The organism is Stenomitos frigidus ULC18 (assembly GCF_003003795.1).
Taxonomy (GTDB): domain Bacteria; phylum Cyanobacteriota; class Cyanobacteriia; order Leptolyngbyales; family Leptolyngbyaceae; genus Stenomitos; species Stenomitos frigidus_A.
The window spans coordinates 58,903-74,437 of the sequence record NZ_PVWK01000017.1; the positions used below are offsets into that span (position 1 = coordinate 58,903).

Annotated in this window: 13 protein-coding genes; 7 read left to right on the forward strand and 6 right to left on the reverse strand. The window is 50.0% G+C overall.

Annotation, left to right across the window (positions count from 1 at the left end):
- The first annotated feature begins 72 nt into the window (after positions 1-72).
- The 4 genes from C7B82_RS03770 to C7B82_RS03790 all read left to right on the forward strand — a co-directional run bounded on the left by C7B82_RS03770 (position 73) and on the right by C7B82_RS03790 (position 4,829).
- Positions 73-426, forward strand: a complete 354-nt coding sequence (locus tag C7B82_RS03770; RefSeq protein WP_106254971.1) for a DUF1257 domain-containing protein — start codon at positions 73-75, stop codon at positions 424-426.
- A 173-nt stretch (positions 427-599) separates the two neighbouring features.
- Positions 600-1,475, forward strand: coding sequence for a 3'(2'),5'-bisphosphate nucleotidase CysQ family protein (locus C7B82_RS03775; RefSeq protein WP_106255109.1), 876 nt, complete (start codon positions 600-602; stop codon positions 1,473-1,475).
- Between the two features lie 354 nt (positions 1,476-1,829).
- Positions 1,830-2,519, forward strand: a complete 690-nt coding sequence (locus tag C7B82_RS03785; RefSeq protein ID WP_106254973.1) for a Crp/Fnr family transcriptional regulator — start codon at positions 1,830-1,832, stop codon at positions 2,517-2,519.
- A 441-nt stretch (positions 2,520-2,960) separates the two neighbouring features.
- Positions 2,961-4,829 (forward strand): M61 family metallopeptidase, encoded by a 1,869-nt coding sequence (locus C7B82_RS03790; RefSeq protein WP_106254974.1) that lies wholly within the window; start codon positions 2,961-2,963, stop codon positions 4,827-4,829.
- A 311-nt stretch (positions 4,830-5,140) separates the two neighbouring features.
- On the opposite strand, the gene C7B82_RS03795 is transcribed toward C7B82_RS03790, so the two are convergent.
- The gene (locus C7B82_RS03795; protein ID WP_425443597.1) at positions 5,141-5,920 is read right to left on the reverse strand and encodes a response regulator transcription factor; all 780 of its coding nucleotides are present in this window, start codon (positions 5,918-5,920) and stop codon (positions 5,141-5,143) included.
- A 722-nt stretch (positions 5,921-6,642) separates the two neighbouring features.
- Between C7B82_RS03795 and C7B82_RS03800 the strand changes: the two genes are divergently transcribed.
- Positions 6,643-7,326, forward strand: coding sequence for a manganese catalase family protein (locus tag C7B82_RS03800; protein ID WP_106254976.1), 684 nt, complete (start codon positions 6,643-6,645; stop codon positions 7,324-7,326).
- 174 nt (positions 7,327-7,500) lie between these two features.
- Here C7B82_RS03800 and C7B82_RS03805 read toward each other — a convergent pair whose 3' ends face one another.
- Positions 7,501-8,847, reverse strand: coding sequence for an NAD(P)/FAD-dependent oxidoreductase (locus tag C7B82_RS03805; protein WP_106254977.1), 1,347 nt, complete (start codon positions 8,845-8,847; stop codon positions 7,501-7,503).
- Positions 8,848-9,003: 156 nt separating this feature from the next.
- Here C7B82_RS03805 and C7B82_RS31285 point away from each other — a divergent pair, with 156 nt between their 5' ends.
- Entirely contained in the window at positions 9,004-9,222 is a 219-nt protein-coding gene (locus C7B82_RS31285; protein WP_146141040.1) for a hypothetical protein, read from the forward strand.
- 137 nt (positions 9,223-9,359) lie between these two features.
- On the opposite strand, the gene C7B82_RS03810 is transcribed toward C7B82_RS31285, so the two are convergent.
- From C7B82_RS03810 to pheT, 4 genes are all read right to left on the reverse strand, one after another.
- Positions 9,360-10,133: a carbon-nitrogen hydrolase family protein gene (locus C7B82_RS03810; RefSeq protein WP_106254978.1), complete on the reverse strand. Its 774-nt coding sequence runs from the start codon at positions 10,131-10,133 to the stop codon at positions 9,360-9,362.
- Positions 10,134-10,161: 28 nt separating this feature from the next.
- Positions 10,162-10,293 carry a hypothetical protein gene (locus C7B82_RS34150; RefSeq protein WP_281258923.1) on the reverse strand — a complete coding sequence of 44 codons (132 nt, stop codon included), beginning with the start codon at positions 10,291-10,293 and terminating at the stop codon, positions 10,162-10,164.
- A 15-nt stretch (positions 10,294-10,308) separates the two neighbouring features.
- Positions 10,309-10,578, reverse strand: coding sequence for a YciI family protein (locus C7B82_RS03815; RefSeq protein ID WP_106254979.1), 270 nt, complete (start codon positions 10,576-10,578; stop codon positions 10,309-10,311).
- A 121-nt stretch (positions 10,579-10,699) separates the two neighbouring features.
- Positions 10,700-13,192 (reverse strand): phenylalanine--tRNA ligase subunit beta, encoded by a 2,493-nt coding sequence (pheT, locus tag C7B82_RS03820; protein ID WP_106254980.1) that lies wholly within the window; start codon positions 13,190-13,192, stop codon positions 10,700-10,702.
- Positions 13,193-13,739: 547 nt separating this feature from the next.
- Here pheT and C7B82_RS03825 point away from each other — a divergent pair.
- Entirely contained in the window at positions 13,740-15,350 is a 1,611-nt protein-coding gene (locus tag C7B82_RS03825; RefSeq protein WP_106254981.1) for a serine/threonine-protein kinase, read from the forward strand.
- Positions 15,351-15,535: the final 185 nt, after the last annotated feature.

Consider the following 15,535-nt stretch of genomic DNA (forward strand, 5'->3'; position numbering starts at 1 on the left):
AAGCTAACAGCTATCGCTATTAGCTCCTGACCACTAAACGTTGTTCTCAACTCTCCACAGGAGGAAACTCAAATGTCTCACTTTAGCACTCTGCGTACCAAGATTACTGATGCCGAAATCCTGAAGGCTTCTCTCCGTGATCTAGGTATCTCGGTGAAGACGGATGCTGATGTTCGTGGCTATAACGGTCAACGCGTCCGTTCGGACATCGTTGCCATTCTAGAAGGCGAATACGATCTGGGCTGGTCTCGCAATACTGATGGTTCTTTTGACCTGATTGCTGACCTCTGGGGCGTTGCTAAAAAGCACAACCAGACTGAGCTGATCAACTCCATCAACCAGAAGTATGCAGTGAACAAGACCCTGTCTGAAGTCAAGCGTCCTGGTCTGCAAAACGCAAACGTCAAACTGGTACTACAAAAGTAGTTTCCTTTCGCGTTCCCAAACTAGCGGGTTAACCCTTCCCTGGTTAGCCCGTTTTTTTTTGCTTGAGATTGTCTGTTGAAGCCTATTTGTTTAAGCGTAATATTGATCGCAAACAGACTAAGCGGTCGTTGATCAAACGTCTAAAATTCTTTTTTAAGCGCCATGCTTTTGCTATGAACCCGATTCCTTTAGATCTTGATCAACAAATCAGACAATTATTGCGCCACTGTGGTCAGTATGCCAAGCAAATGGCAGCGAGTCAGTTTGAGGTTTTTGAGAAGGGGCCAGATGACTATGTGACCAGCATCGATTCGGCGCTGGATCAAAAGCTGTCGACTGCGTTTACGATGATGTTCCCTGACGATGGGGTTATTACAGAAGAGAGCGCACAGTCCCGTCAAAAGTTTCATGATCGCTATCGTCGGCTGTGGTGCATCGATCCGATCGATGGGACAGAAGATTTTATCCATCGTCGGCGTGATTATGCTGTGATGGTAGGTTTATTGCAAAACCATCAGCCGATCGCCGGTTGGTTGTACGCACCAGCCTATGACCAGATGTATTATGGTGGACCCGATTGGGGCTTGTTTCAGACCACTGCCGAGGCCGTACCTGAACCGCTAGCAGTAATTGAGCCAGCGCCACCGACCGCTGGATTTTGCCCAGTATTAATTGGTCATCGCGACCAGTCGCGGTTTGGCAGCGCGATCGCCCGCTTGATTCCAGAGGCTCAGTTTTACTCTTTAGGAAGCTTTGGACTTAAAGTGGTTGATGTTATTTTAGGACGAGCCGGTCTTTACCTTTATTTCAATGGTCGGGTGAAGCTCTGGGATACCGTGGGTCCCCTGGCCTTAGCAAGATCTGCCGGACTGGTCTGCTGTGATTTAGAGGGGCGATCGCTCGGCTTCTCATCCGATGACTTAGATGCCGATACACTCGCACACAAACAGCCGATTTTGGTTGGTTGGCCTCATTATGTTGAAGCGTTACGCCCCAAACTCAAAGCCGCTGTTGAAGCAGTGATGCAAAACTTAGAACCGTTGGTCTAGAGAAAAGATTGCTAATGCTTTGTAGGATGGATTTGCTTAACGTGTACCATGCCCGTATGAATGCTCAGTGAGGCGATCGATCGCAGGCTCAAGTTAGCTGTTGTCCTCCTTAGGCATGGCTTTGCTTCTCTTATCGTTGGGCTAACGTTAAGACAGACTACAAGTGCGGTTCAAAGCTTGCTACTATCTTGAACATTACGCAAAACCTGCCGTTGACTTAAAGAATCCGTAAATTCTCCCTCAAGGAAGGTTCGAATCTCCTGCCATGATGGTGTTGGGACAAGCTCTTTTCGGAATGGGTCTTTCTTGTTCTGTTGTTCCCTGTTCAGCCTCAACTTTATTTCACGGATTTTCATGCAGATCGAAGCGTTTAGTGAACTCTTCCCCCTTTTAACCGCAGCCAATCCAGAGACTTTGGAGTGGCTCCTGTCAGTCGCTGTTGAACACGAATACCCTGCCAATCGGGCTGTTTTAATGGAAGATGCGTGGGGCAACGCCGTCTACTTTGTAGTTTCTGGTTGGGTTAAGGTGCGACGCCTCTCTGGCTCCGGTGAAGATGTCGTAACATTGGCAGTACTGGGACGGGGAGATTTTTTTGGCGAAATGGCAATTCTGGACGAGTCGCCGCGATCGACCGATGTCATTGCGCTCTCTGCGGTAAAGCTGATTAGCATTTCGGCGCAGCGGTTTATTCAAACCTTGTTCAAAGACCCACAGCTGCACCACCGTATGCTCCAATTGATGGTGAGACGGCTGCGGCAGACTAACCTCCGCTTTCAGTTACGGCACCAACCGCCAGCTGTTAAATTAGCTAATACTCTGGTTGCCCTGGGAGAAAATTACGGTCAGGACTCGCAGCAAGGCGTAGAAATTTTTAACATTCCCTTCAAAGATCTAGCAGATGTCACTGATATTGGCGTTGAAGAAACCGCCAAGATTATGGAAAAGCTAGACAGTAAAGGCTGGATTAAAATTGATGCCGCCAGTCATACAGTCTGCCTGGTAAATCTAAAGCAACTGACCCATTTAGCAGGAAAGGTCTAGCGTTAAAACAGATACAGCGAAGCCTCGGAGCGGGCTAGTATGATGTGTGCCAATCTGTCAAAGCTGACGTAGCATAGCTGTTGCTACAAAGCTGAGGATATGGGGATCAAAGGAGGAGTGGGTGCCCCCAACCAGGGGTTTCACCCCTGCACCCCATCCTAACGAGTACCGCTATGGCTATAGATGCTGCATGACGCTTACAGTTTGCGTTTCTCGACATGACGAAGCAACGCGTTGTGGAGGAAAACAAACTGGTATCGCTTCGTCTGAACTGCTAAAACCGATTAGAATGCTTACCTTGGACAGCGTTTAGGCTAACAGCTTCTAGCAATGCTTGTGTATAGCCTCTAGCAAGCTTAAGAGCAAAAGTCGATCCGGCCAAGTGAGGATCACACTGGTGCTGGTCGCCCATCTGTTTGTTAGTCAGGAGCAAGATTAGGCATGAATCGAGAAGAGTTGGAGTCAACCGCTCAGGTAGACCATTTGCAACGACTGGAAACCGATGTGAAGCGAGAGGCTGCTTCAACGACATTGCCCGTGCTGGCGTCACTCCAGTTTCGCTACCAGGTTGCTATGCCAGAGCCGAAAACGCACTTGTTTGACGTGTGTTTGCACCTTAAAGGTTGGCAGCAGGGGACACTGTCTTTGCTCGACCTAAAAATGCCAGTTTGGACACCGGGGTCTTACTTGGTGCGAGAGTATGCCAGGCATTTACAGGACTTTTCGACAGTGGCTGACGATCGCCCCGAAACACCTTTACCTTGGCGCAAGCTCAGCAAAAATCACTGGCAGATCGATCGGCAGGGGCACGAGTCGTTGATCGTGCGCTATCGCATTTATGCCAACGAACTCTCCGTGCGTACGAATCATCTTGATAGTACTCATGGGTATTTTAATGGGGCAGCTTTGTTTTTCTACGTGCCGGGGTATGAGCAGCAATCAGTGTCGGTCACGATTGTTCCTCCCTCTGGATGGCAGGTGTCAACGCCCTTGCCGACGCTAGAAGGACAGACGAACACATTTGAAGCAGCCGATTTTGATACGCTGGTGGATAGCCCGTTTGAAATTGGTTATCACTCGGTATACAACTTCACAGCACTGGATAAACCACATCAACTGGCCATCTGGGGAGACGGCAATCTAGAACCAGAGCGCCTGATTGCAGATATCCAAAAGCTGATTCAAGTGGAGGCAGATCTGTTTGGCGGGTTGCCGTACGATCGCTACCTGTTTTTACTGCACCTGTCATCTCAGGGCTTTGGTGGACTGGAGCACAAGTCTTCTTGTTCGTTGATTTATCAGCGCTTTGGGTTTCGTAGCAAGGATAAATACGATCGTTTCATCCAGTTAGTCGCGCATGAGTTCTTTCATCTCTGGAATGTGAAGCGGATTCGCCCGAAAGCGCTGGAAGTCTTTGACTATGAGCAAGAGAACTACACGCCTTCGTTATGGTTTAGCGAGGGCATGACCAGTTTTTATGATCTGGTGATTCCTTATCGAGCAGGCATTTACGATCTGCGAACGTATCTGGTGGCGCTCAATCGAGAAATTACGCGCTTTCAGATGACACCGGGCCGCAAGGTGCAGCCGTTAAGCGAGTCGAGTTTTGATGCCTGGATTAAGCTCTATCGAGCCGATGCGAATAGCCCCAACTCTCAGATGTCTTATTATCTCAAGGGCGAGATGGTGGCGCTATTGCTGGATCTGCTGATTCGTGAGCGCCATCGTAATCGGCGATCGCTCGATGACGTGATGCGACAACTGTGGGAACAGTTTGGCAAGCCCGAAGTGGGCTTTACACCAGCACAACTTCAGCAGGTAATTGAAACCGTTGCCGAAACCGATTTATCAGACTTCTGGCAGCACTGTTTACATAGCACCGATGACCTTCCGTTTGATGACTATCTCAATCCGTTTGGGCTGCGCCTGCTGGCAGATGGTGGCTTAGAAGATGGCGTCCCGTTCCTGGGTCTGACGGTAAAAACAGAAGCTGGACGGGAAGTGGTGAAATTTGTTGAGACGGCGTCGCCTGCCCAGCAAGGAGGGATTGATGCAGGCGATGAACTTCTGGCAATGAACGGGTTGCGGGTGAGCGCTGACCAACTGACTGAGCGCCTGAGAGACTTTCGAGGGGGCGATCGCTTACAGCTCTCCTTTTTCCATCAGGATGAATTGCGTTCCTCTATAGTGACCTTGGCAGAACCACGCTTGACTCGTTTCCAGGTGATTCCAGTAGAGCGCCCCTCCCACAGCCAGGAGCAAAACTTTCTGGGCTGGCTAGGCATGCCTCTCGCATCGATTAGAGGGTAAGGACTTGTTAAAAAATAACTGCATACTTTTGGATTAGCGATCAGCTATCAGCTCTTCTCTAACGGCTGACCGCTGACGGCTGATCGCTACAGTCCACAACATTATTTCTTTAAAGTCCCTAAGGTGATTTCTGAAAAAGATCTATCGCTTTAGGGGCTCAAGATTTCGCTCCCTTACACAAAATGGACGAGTTGTTGATCACTCGTTTGAATAAGCCACATCGACTGAGTGTGAGCGTCTGGTTCACGCCTGCGAGCAGGATGCTCGATTGTGGCTGATCCATTAGGTTCTGGAAGCCACCGCCGCGATGCTCACCCAAGACGATAGCCAAACCCTCGCACGGTAATGATGTACTGCGGATTGCTAGGATCTAACTCTAATTTTTCTCGCAACCAGCGAATATGCACATCGACCGTCTTCGAATCGCCCATGAAATCGATCCCCCAAACTCTCTCCAGAAGTTGATCGCGAGAGAAGACCCTCCGCGGATTATTCATAAACAATTCCAGTAGCGTGAATTCCTTGGGTGACAGGCTAACGGCCTCGTCTCGCACGGTGACCCGGCACTCTTGGGGATAAAGTGCAATCTCTTGAAACTGTACGACCAATTGCTCTTGCAGTTGAGGTTGACGGCTAGCGCGACGCAGTAAAGAGCGACACCGTGCAATCAATTCCCGCATCCCAAACGGTTTTCCCAGATAGTCATCTGCTCCAATCTCCAGTCCCACCACAATGTCGGTCTCAGAACCCTTCGCACTGAGCATCAAAATTGGTGTTGTCATCCCTTCTTGTCGTAGCAAACGGCATAAATCAAGCCCATTGATGTAGGGCAACATTAAATCCAGGATCAGCAAGTCGATCGCGGGTATGTCCTCCTGGTCAAGAGCATGAGAGGCCTGAATGACATCTAGCGCTTGACGCCCATCCTCAACCGCTAACACCTGATAGCCTTCATCCATTAATGCCATGGTGATTGTTTCCCGAATCAACGCCTCATCCTCAACAACCAGGATGAACGGTTGAGAGTCTTCAGGTAGCTTATTCGCTCCTGGCGATCGCATTATTGTGCTCAGTTTCGTAGCTTCAGACATTCAAACGCCACAGTTTAAAGACTCCAGAACAAACTTATACGCATGTAAAGTAACAGAATAAGTAGTAAGCAGTAGGCGTGGGTTAAGCTTCAGTAAACCCAAGGTTAAACCTGAGGCAAAGAGGCTTTAAGACCTGCTTGCTTATAGCAAATGAGGCTGAAATACCCATCAGCATCATACAGATTTTTCTGAAGATGACAATCCTGGTATAGATCGTCTACACAAAATCGCTAGCAGATGATTGAGAAAGTTGCACTGATCTAGGGAGATACTCAACAGCTAAAATTGGTTTTAAGATTAGTTTTTAGCAAAAAGTAAAAATCTGAAGCACTCTAATAGCAATGACTTTGGGCATGGAGTAAGTTGGTCGAACTGCTGCAGACAGCTGACATCGATTCAAAGGAGGACTTTTAAAGGCGATGTTGGCTGCGAAAATGTGTTCACATTTGAGCCTGTTGAACTAATAACGATTTAAAGAACGTCGTTATAGATCAATCGTTGGGTAGGGAGATAGCAATGCTATCTCCCTACAAGATGTGGCCCTTTTCTGATTGAAATTAGTACGTTATCGCCTGTTTACTCATCTCTATCCTTGGAGTCAGGAAACATACTTTTTTTCTGTTTAAAGTTCGTTTGGTATAGAGCTATTGATGACACTGAAAATTTCTTTACCAGAAATAAGAGCTTGTTTTTCAAACGTCCATTAACGCAGGATTTCTCACATGTTTTTCCACAAAAAAGAACCAATTCACGCTGTGCGAATTGATGAGCCCAATCCCAAATTTGCTCAGCTATTGCTAGAACAGTTTGGTGGTGCAACCGGAGAACTGTCTGCTGCTTTACAATACTGGGTGCAATCGTTTCATGTCGAAAACCCTGGCATCCGCGATCTGCTTCAAGACATCGCGATCGAAGAGTTTGGTCATCTGGAAATGGTGGGTAAGATGATTGAATCTCACACCAAAAATGTTGATCAGACTGCAGCGTTCAACAGCACGCTCTTTGCAGTGCGTGGCATGGGTCCTCACTTTCTCGATAGTCAAGGCAATGCTTGGACGGCTAATTATCTCAATGAAGGTGGTGATGTTGTGCGGGATCTACGGGCAAACATCGCGGCTGAAGCGGGGGCGCGTCAAACCTACGAAGCGCTGATCAAATTAGCGACCGACGAAGGTACCAAGCAAACATTGACGCATCTTTTGACGCGAGAAATATCGCATACAAAGATGTTCATGAAAGCGCTCGATTCGCTTGGTAAACTGACTGATCCCATGTTTGGCAACATTCAACCTGATGAAACCGTTGATCTTTACTACAATCTGTCAAGCAACGGCAAGGATGAGCGCGGTCCCTGGAATGCTGAACCTGACTTTAAATACATTGCTGAACCAATGAAGCAGAAATAGTTCAAGCAACTCGACATGGAAAAATAGTTTAATTGGGCTAATAGTTAGTTGCTATTAGCCCAGTTTTTAGTTATTTGAGAAGTCCCAACTGCTTCGAGTACTCGCGTTGCGCTCAATGCAATTGCGATCGGAGCAAAATTTGCAGTATTGTTTTTTACCCTGACGATAGATTGCCTAGACTTTGACGGGTGCCTGACTGCTAATTGGCGGTTGATAAAGGCTGTCGTCATTCAACACAGGCTCACCTGTGATGATGCGTGCACCGCGCTTACGGGTGAAATAGTTCCAGCCCCATTGCAGCAGCACAATCAACTTATTGTCAAACTCAATCAAGAAGTAGATATGGGCAAAGATCCAGAGGAACCAGGCGAGTGGTCCGTCGAATTTCACAAAGCCAAGATCGACCACTGCCTCATTTTGACCAATGACAGCTAGGCTGCCAAAATCCTTATACACAAAGGGGGCAATCGTATTGCCAAGCAGTTGCTGCTTGATCAGTTTGGCAACGTATTCGCCTTCTTGCATAGCAACAGGGGCTACACCAGGCAGTGGTCGTTCACCTTGATGGGGAAAGTTTGCCAGATCCCCAATGACAAAAATGTTTGGATGACCGGCAAGGCTCAGATTCGGCTCGACCATGACTCGTCCGACTCGATCGAGCGTCGCCCCAGCACGATCGGCAAGCACCTGACCCATGGCAGAGGCCTTCACCCCTGCTGCCCACAGAACCGTATGTGCGGGAATATATTCTTCTTGACCATCGCGCTTCACCGTGACTATGTTGTCGTCAATATTGGTTACCAGCACCTTCGTTTCAACCGTCACTCCCAGCCTGGTAAGGGAGACTTCTGCTTTCGCCGATAGATCGGGTGGATAGGGTGGCAAAATCCGATCCAGACCTTCTAGTAGAAGCACCTGCGCTTCAGTTGTATCAATCTTACGGAAGTCGCGCTTCAGCGTTTTGAAGGCGAGTTCTGCGATCGCGCCTGCCAGTTCTACCCCTGTTGGCCCGCCACCCACAATCACAAACGTCAACCAGGCGCGGCGCTTCTCTTCATCAGATTCCTTTTCTGCAGCTTCAAACGCCATAAAAATACGGCGGCGCATTTCTAGAGCATCCTCGATCGTCTTCAAACCAGGTGCCGTTTGCTTCCAATGATCGTTGCCAAAGTAGTGATGGCTCACTCCTGTTGCCACAATCAGCGTATCGTAAGCCAGTGTTTCGCCTTTTAACACTACTTTTTGCTGCTGCGGATCGAGGTCGACTATCTCATCCATTAACACCTGCGTATTTTTGCTGCTGTTGAGGATGCCACGCAGCGGTGACGAAATGTCTGCCGGAGAGAGTGATCCGGTAGCTACTTGATAGAGCAACGGCTGAAACAAATGGAAGTTTCGTTTGTCGATCAGCGTAACCTCTACAGGCGTATGACCTAACGCTTTAGCGGTATACAGTCCACCGAATCCCCCACCAACGATGACAACCCGATGTGCCGATTGTTTTTCAGTCTCATCCACCATTCCTTGTCGCTCCCTCATTTAGCTATGAACATCAGCCGCTTCTAATCTACTGCACGATCGACAAGAAACTGTTGTAATACCAACCATCTATGAAGTGAGGCGAGGCGGTTTACCGACGGTTGGTCGGAGGCATACTGCTGTGCTTTGAGAACGGGTGTGAAGCGGAAACGTCTCTGCTGTTGTAGTTTCAAGAACAGCCTGTGTACTGGCATTGAGCACGATCGCATCACGAGAAGTTGGACTGTGCAGCGGTTTTATCGGCTTTATCTGGTGTTTGAAAAGACGGAATCTGCCTCTTTGCAGGAAGCGATACAGTATGGAACCTCTTCGAGTGATGTCATTCAATCGCTTCCCTACGAAGAAAACGCGAAGTAATCGTGATCAGATATGCCTGAATAAAACCAACTCAATCTTTACGAAATGTTAACAGTTCTAGCCTAACTGATGTCTCTCAGCAGAGGGGTAGCAACCGTTACGAGGAAAGGCTTTTTAGCAACGCTAACCAATACGAGTTAGTACAATTCAGGGCGGCGGTCGTCCAAATACGAAAAGATGGATCGTGTCTCCGCGATCGCTGCTGGGTCGAGATCCGCTACCAGCAGTGTTTCGTCTGCACCTGCCTGGGCCAGCACCGTGCCATCGGGAGCCGCGATCGTGCTCAAGCCGCAGTATTTCAGGTTGCCTTCCACCCCAATACGGTTGGCATAGGCGACAAAAACTTGATTCTCCAGAGCGCGAGTGGGAATTAACACCAGCGGAATTTGGGTGTAGGGGAACATGAGCGCGGTCGGCACGGCAATGAGTTCAGCACCCTGTAGCGCCAGAGCTCGTACAGCTTCAGGAAACTCGACATCGTAGCAAATCAGGACGCCAACTCGAACGCCTGCGATCGTGTGTAACACTCGCTCCCGGCCAGTCATAAACAGCCGTTGCTCTTCTGCGCCAAAAAGATGCGCTTTACGATAATTTGCCGCTAAGTTGCCATCGGCATCAATCAAAGCTGCAGAGTTGTAGAGCGTCTTGCCATCGCGTTCGACATAGCCAAACAAAAGCGCCAGCTTGGATTCACGGGCAAGACTGGCTGCAAACTGGAGCGATCGTCCATTAAAGGGTTCAGCCAACTCCTTGACTGCGTCGCCAATGTTATAGCCCGTTAAAAACAATTCGGGAAAGATCAGCAAATTTACCTGCTGCTTGGCGGCAGCAACGGACATCCGCGCTAACAGTGTCAGATTTGCGGTTACATCTTTAGGGATGCCTGCTCCCTGGTAGATTGCCAGTTTCATGAGGGTTAACAGGACAGTGAATTGTTAACTAGCTCCAGTATGACCGAGCCACCGTTTGCCGTTTGTAGCCCATTTCACCTAGTGGCGCAAGGCCTTGTGCCACTACAGGGGCAAAACTTTTCTCAGCGATCGGCTCGAAAAGCGGCTCAGGAACGTCCATAGAGACGACCTTAATTCAAAGCGCCTGAATCCACTCTTTTACGTCATACTCCGTCCAAACAGCGTTCTGCCAATAGGGATCAGACTCAATCAGTTGGCGTACGGTGGCTTCATCTTCAGCGTCATAAAGCCCAAACACTTTCGTTAAATCTTTGGTCGGCCCGATCGTCAGCAGCACTCCAGAGGCTTTCTGTTTCGCAAGACCGTCGAGATGGGCTTGACGATAAGGAGCACGTTTTTCTAGCACATCGTCACAGTAATTGCCCCAGAGGACGTATTTTGTCATCGCTTTAGTCAGTCGGGTTGAGTTTTGGTGCACAGTTTGAAAGATACCGGGTTTCTGGACGATCGTTGATGCTCAATAGCCTCTCATCATGGAGAAACCCGGTGTCTGCGACAGCCCTCATTTAGCTTCTGAGGTCAACGCGGAATTTGTCGACCAGGGCTTCTCGCACTTGTTGATGGACAGGTTCGATGTCGTCATCCTTGAGCGTCCGATCGCTGGCTCGGTAAAGCAGTCGAAAAGCAAGACTACGCTGCCCTGCAGGCACATTTTCACCGCGATATTCATCGAATAAGTCGATGGATTCCAATAGCTTCCCACCCGCTTTCGTAATCACGCGCTCAATTTCAGCCACCGATACCTGGCTAGAAACAAAAAAGGCTATGTCGCGATCGGACGGTGGGTAAGTGGCAAAGGCCTGGAAGATCGGGACTCGCGCTTCATCGTGATCGAGGTGATCGAGCAGCACATCCAGATCAAGCTCAAACACATAGACTTCGTCCGGCAGACCGCGTTCTTGACGTAGTTGTGGGTGAAGCTGCCCAAAAGTGCCAAGACGATCGCCACGAATCCAGAGAGAAGCCGTACGTCCGGGATGCAGCCGCTTATCGCGGCGATCGGGCTGGTACTCGACCACTAGCCCTAAACGGCGAAAGACACTTTCTAACAGGCCCTTGGCTTCAAACCAGGTCAGTGGTTGTTCTCGTCCAGAACGGACCCATTTACCGTGCGTCGGATCGCCACCTAAAATGCCTGCAAGCGAATCGGCTTCACTCAGTCCATCCTCCTCAGACCAGAAGATACGACCGATTTCGAACGCATTTAACGGGCCATTACCTTGTTCCAGGTTGTACTGAAAGGCATCAATTAAGCCTGCCACTAGATTCGTGCGCAAGGCAGAATACTCTGAAAACAGCGGGTTTGAGAGGACAATTTGGCGTTCCTCTCCAGGTTTGCCTAGCGTGTAGTGCGTCACCTCTGTCAGCCCGATCGCGCGTAGCGTCTGCCGTAAGTTGCGACTGATGGCTTGTTCGATCGACAGATAGCCTGCTTCAGTTTTGTCAGGCAGAGTATCACAGAAATTGTTGTACCCATAGAGGCGGGCAATTTCTTCGACGAGGTCAATTTCGCGCTCTAAGTCGCGATAGCGGTAAGGCGGCACGGTTACAGTCCAGACGCGATCGACCGTCATGGGTGAAAGATCGCAGCCCAGAGCAGTCAAGGTACGCTCCACATCTTGCGGTTGCAGTTCACTTAGCTCTTCGCCGACGGTCACGGGGCCTAGCACCTGATTCACCCGATCGAGCCGCAGTTCAATCGATCGCGCTGACGCTTGACTAGTGCGAGCATCAGCCACCGACTGAGCGACGACCACACCACCCGCGAGGTCACCAATCAGCTCGATCGCTCGACGACATGCTACCTCAAGCTCTGCCTGGTTAACGCCGCGCTCGTAGCGTGCGGATGCCTCGGTGCGCATACCCTGCGATCGGGCAGAGCGACGAATGACAGCGGCATCAAACAACGCCGCCTCCAGCAGCAAGCTCTGAGTGCCAGCATGAACTTCAGTCGCCTCACCACCCATCACTCCTGCCAGCGCGACTGGCTGATTGCCCGCCGTGATCAGCAAGGTTTGCTCGTAGAGAGGGCGCGTCTGCCCATCCAAAGTTTTGAGGCTTTCGCCTGACTCCGAAAAGCGGACACCGACCTGAAGCGTTTTAAGTTTTGAGTTTTGAGTTTTGAGTTCGGGCTTTTGGCTGTCGGCTGTCGGCTGAGCGCTGACCGCTAAAAGCCGATCGCGATCGAACGCATGCAGCGGCTGTCCCCACTCCAACAAAATGTAGTTTGTGATATCGACCACATTGTTAATCGGGCGCGTTCCGGCGGCCTGTAAGCGCTGCTGGAGCCACCGAGGAGAAGGTGCGATCGTGACCTGCTCAATGACTGTACCGATATAAGTTGGGCAAGCCTGTGGTTCTGAGATTTTCAGAGTCAGGGCCTCTGCTGTCGAGGGTGCGGCGATCGCGGCTGCTTGAGGAAACTTCAAGGTTGCGCCAGTCAATGCTGCCACTTCACGGGCAATCCCCACCATACTGAGGGCATCCGCTCGGTTTGCAGTCGAAGTCAAATCGAGAATGACGTCATCCAACCCTAAGAGCGGACGCACGTCACTGCCAACTACCAAACCGTCTGCTTCAAAGCTATGAATGCCGTCTGCCTCTTTCACCAAGCCAAGCTCTGCTAGCGAGCAAATCATGCCTTCTGAGGCGACGCCGCGTAGCTTGGCAGGCTTAATTTTGAGGCCATCTGAAACCTTTGGCAGGAAGGTGCCCAACGTTGCGACTGGCACAAAGAGACCCGCTTTGACGTTAGCCGCACCACAAACGATCGTCGAAAGGTCTGCTGCACCGATATCGACCTGGCAGACACTCAGGCGATCGGCGTTGGGATGCGGCTGGCGATCGACAACCTTACCCACAACCACCCCGTCTGCCCATGTTTGTCGATCTTCAATCTCCTCTACCTCAAACCCTGCCATGGTCAGCATTTCTGCCAACGCCTCTGGGCTCATTGTGATGTCAACCAGTTCTCTCAACCAGTTCAAAGAAATACGCATGACCTGCCTACTAACCTTTTCTACGCAAAACTATTCTACCGTCCTACTCGCTGCCCCTTGCTGACGCTGCACTCATTCCGTCGAACTGTAGTCCCTTAACTGTGTATGGCATGCTGAACGGAGTATAGTGGAGTCCAGCCTCGGTCACCAGCCCACCCAAAATGCAACGTGTGCCTGTTTGTCTGTGCACAATCTTTGCGGCACCTTTTCAAAATCGTTTTAGCAATAGAGAATCGAAGTGATAGAAATTAACCGCTAAACGTTCGGAATTCTTCTCAGCCTCAAGTATTTACTTATAGGCTTCGCTATGAGCCTGTTGTGCACCTTCGGCTTTTGGGCACATTAGAAGCAAGGGTGTATCTTGAAGAGACGGCCAAGTCCGTAGATGTAAGGACAATATTGATAGCTTTACGCGCAGGCAGAAGAACTTTAGCAACTCTTCAAGGGCTAACCCGCATGAACGACACTCCTGTTTGCTGTTCCTGCACAGATAATGAAACTAGGGTAGCAATATCCCAGTAGGCAACGTCAGAGCGAGTAATGCTAAATGAGCTACTGCTTAAATCCGAGCTGTCCTAACCCCGAAGACTCTGCCCCTGCTGATATCTGCCCAGCATGTGGCTCAAATATTCTGCTGAATAATCGCTATCGGGTGATACAGGCGCTGGGACAGGGTGGCTTTGGCGCTACGTTTCTTGCGATCGATGAATCTCTACCGGGTCAGCCAAACTGTGTCATTAAACAGCTCCGTCCGAGTGCAACGGCGCCTCATGTGTTGCAAATGGCGAGAGAGTTGTTTGAGCGTGAAGCCCGCACATTGGGTCAAATTGGCAACCATCCTCAAGTGCCGCGTCTACTCGATTACTTCGAGGCAAACCAAGAATTTTATCTAGTACAAGAGTACGTCAGTGGTTATACTCTACAGCAAATTGTCAAACGCGACGGCCCGCTGATTGAACAAGAAGTCAAACGCTTTTTAAGCGAAGTGCTGCCAGTCCTGGAGTACATCCACAAAAATCGAGTCATTCATCGCGATATCAAGCCAGCTAACATGATCCGCCGCGCCCAGGATGGCAAGCTTGTCCTGATTGACTTTGGTGCCGTCAAATACCAGCATCAGCCCAACTCGACTAATTCTGAACAGACCGCTTTTACGTCCTACGCGATCGGCACACCTGGCTTTGCTCCCCCCGAACAAATGGCAATGCGCCCGGTGCCTGCCAGCGATATTTATGCTTTAGGCGTCACCTGTATTTATTTATTGACTGGAAAATCACCCAAAGATCTGGACTACGATCCGTCAACGGGCGAATTGCTTTGGCAAAAGCACGTTCATATCAACGAACACTTCATCGGCGTTCTGAAAAAGATGCTCGAAGTATCCGTCCGCCACCGCTACCAGTCGGCAGATGACATCTTTAGAGCGCTCGATCTGGAACCCTATCTGGATAGTCTGGCAAACGGCATGGTTGCTCAACCGAGCAATACGATGCGTAAACCAGGAGACTACCGTTTCGGTCCTGACTCCACAGGGACTCCGTCTTCTCCCCATGCACGTGCTGCTGCAGCCATTCGAGCACGGCAAATTAAATCTGATGCGACTAGTCTTCAGTCAGGTCCGGCTCGCAGTCGTGTATTCGACTCCAGAGCCTCTGCCAGTACGTCGCTCAAAAGCAAAGATTCCACTGGACGCGGCAAGGACGCCAGCGGTGGTAAGACTAAATCCACTCGGTTAGATGCTGACGGTCTGCAAAGCTATTACTCGAAAGGGCGGCGTGACTTTGCTTCCTATGACCTGAACTCTCTTAACTTGCCAAAGACCAACCTTTCTGGTGCCACCTTTCATCAAGCCAACTTGAGCAAGATTAATCTGCAGGGTGCAAATCTGTTCAATACGGATTTTGGTCGAGCGAACTTGAACCGGGCAAACTTACGAGACGCCATTATGGTCAAGGCGTACATGAACAACGCCGATTTGGAAGGTGCCGATTTACGGGGTGCTGACCTCTCACAGGCGTACTTGTTGAATGCCAATCTGCGGGGCGCAAACCTTTGTGGTGCTAACTTAACAGGTGCAAAGCTCACAGAAGACCAACTCTCCATGGCACGTACGAACTGGATGACGGTTCGTCCCAGCGGTAAGCGGGGCATGTGGTAGGGACGGCTACAGGTAACGTCTCCATCACAGACAGAAACGAGATGGCTGAACGATAGTCTGAGTGAGAGTAATCTGGATGACAGTAGCATCGCTCTGTCACTCGTTTTGGGTGCTGGCAGAAAACGGGTGGCTGAGCGTTGATGCTTCATTGAGCAATGTTCATCAAGCAACGACCAAAGCAATGG

Excerpts from the sequence above, each read along its gene's own strand:
- C7B82_RS03770 (WP_106254971.1), top strand. The coding sequence starts at position 73 with ATGTCTCACTTTAGCACTCTGCGTACCAAGATTACTGATGCCGAAATC.
- C7B82_RS03775 (WP_106255109.1), top strand. The coding sequence starts at position 600 with ATGAACCCGATTCCTTTAGATCTTGATCAACAAATCAGACAATTATTG.
- C7B82_RS03785 (WP_106254973.1), top strand. The coding sequence starts at position 1,830 with ATGCAGATCGAAGCGTTTAGTGAACTCTTCCCCCTTTTAACCGCAGCC.
- C7B82_RS03790 (WP_106254974.1), top strand. The coding sequence starts at position 2,961 with ATGAATCGAGAAGAGTTGGAGTCAACCGCTCAGGTAGACCATTTGCAA.
- C7B82_RS03795 (WP_425443597.1), bottom strand. The coding sequence starts at position 5,920 with ATGTCTGAAGCTACGAAACTGAGCACAATAATGCGATCGCCAGGAGCG.
- C7B82_RS03800 (WP_106254976.1), top strand. The coding sequence starts at position 6,643 with ATGTTTTTCCACAAAAAAGAACCAATTCACGCTGTGCGAATTGATGAG.
- C7B82_RS03805 (WP_106254977.1), bottom strand. The coding sequence starts at position 8,847 with ATGGTGGATGAGACTGAAAAACAATCGGCACATCGGGTTGTCATCGTT.
- C7B82_RS03810 (WP_106254978.1), bottom strand. The coding sequence starts at position 10,133 with ATGAAACTGGCAATCTACCAGGGAGCAGGCATCCCTAAAGATGTAACC.
- C7B82_RS34150 (WP_281258923.1), bottom strand. The coding sequence starts at position 10,293 with ATGGACGTTCCTGAGCCGCTTTTCGAGCCGATCGCTGAGAAAAGTTTT.
- C7B82_RS03815 (WP_106254979.1), bottom strand. The coding sequence starts at position 10,578 with ATGACAAAATACGTCCTCTGGGGCAATTACTGTGACGATGTGCTAGAA.
- pheT (WP_106254980.1), bottom strand. The coding sequence starts at position 13,192 with ATGCGTATTTCTTTGAACTGGTTGAGAGAACTGGTTGACATCACAATG.
- C7B82_RS03825 (WP_106254981.1), top strand. The coding sequence starts at position 13,740 with ATGAGCTACTGCTTAAATCCGAGCTGTCCTAACCCCGAAGACTCTGCC.